Source organism: Nitrosopumilus sp. b1, from assembly GCF_014078545.1.
Lineage (GTDB): Archaea > Thermoproteota > Nitrososphaeria > Nitrososphaerales > Nitrosopumilaceae > PXYB01.
In genome coordinates, this window is record NZ_MU078807.1 from 1 (window position 1) to 708 (window position 708).

The 708-nt window shown below is 35.7% G+C and carries 1 protein-coding gene; it reads left to right on the forward strand.

Going from position 1 to position 708, the window contains the following annotated elements; all coding sequences use genetic code 11:
- The coding region (locus C6988_RS11020; RefSeq protein ID WP_272488190.1) for a ribonucleotide reductase N-terminal alpha domain-containing protein at positions 1-708 on the forward strand (708 nt) is incomplete at both ends.

Consider the following 708-nt stretch of genomic DNA (forward strand, 5'->3'; position numbering starts at 1 on the left):
TTGTATCGTCATGAACGCAGAAAAGTTCGTGATGAAAAGATGAAAGTACTAAACACTCAAAAATTAGATCCAGTTGCAAAGCATTTTGATCTAAACTGTCTGAGAGTTTTAGCCTCACGTTATCTTCTGAGAAATAACAAAAATGAGATCACAGAAAGCCCAAGTCAAATGTTTGAGAGAGTAGCTATCCTAATTGCAATAGGAGACCTACTGTATGATAATTCATTATTTACCAAAGACGGTAACTCAAAACAAGATACTGATGAAGCACACAGTTATCTTGAAAAACTAGACAGCTTTGATTACAAGTTTAAGATAGGAGACTATTATCTAAATAAGTATCACTTTAGAGCTCTTATCAACCACTACATCACTTTGGCAAACAAAGGACAGATGAAAGTTGGTTTCAAAGATCTTCTAACCAAAATTGCTGCAAAACAATTTGATAATTATGCAGAAAAAATTTCTGAATACTATGAGCTAATGGTATCACAAGACTTCCTTCCAAATTCACCAACAATGATGAATGCTGGTGGAAGACTAGGACAACTCTCTGCATGTTTCGTACTTGACATGCCTGATGACATGGCAGGAATAATGAAATCAACATCTGATGCCGCACTGATTTTCAAATCAGGTGGTGGCGTTGGAATTAATTATTCTGACCTACGTCAAGAAGGTGATATTGTTGCATCAACATCTGGTGTA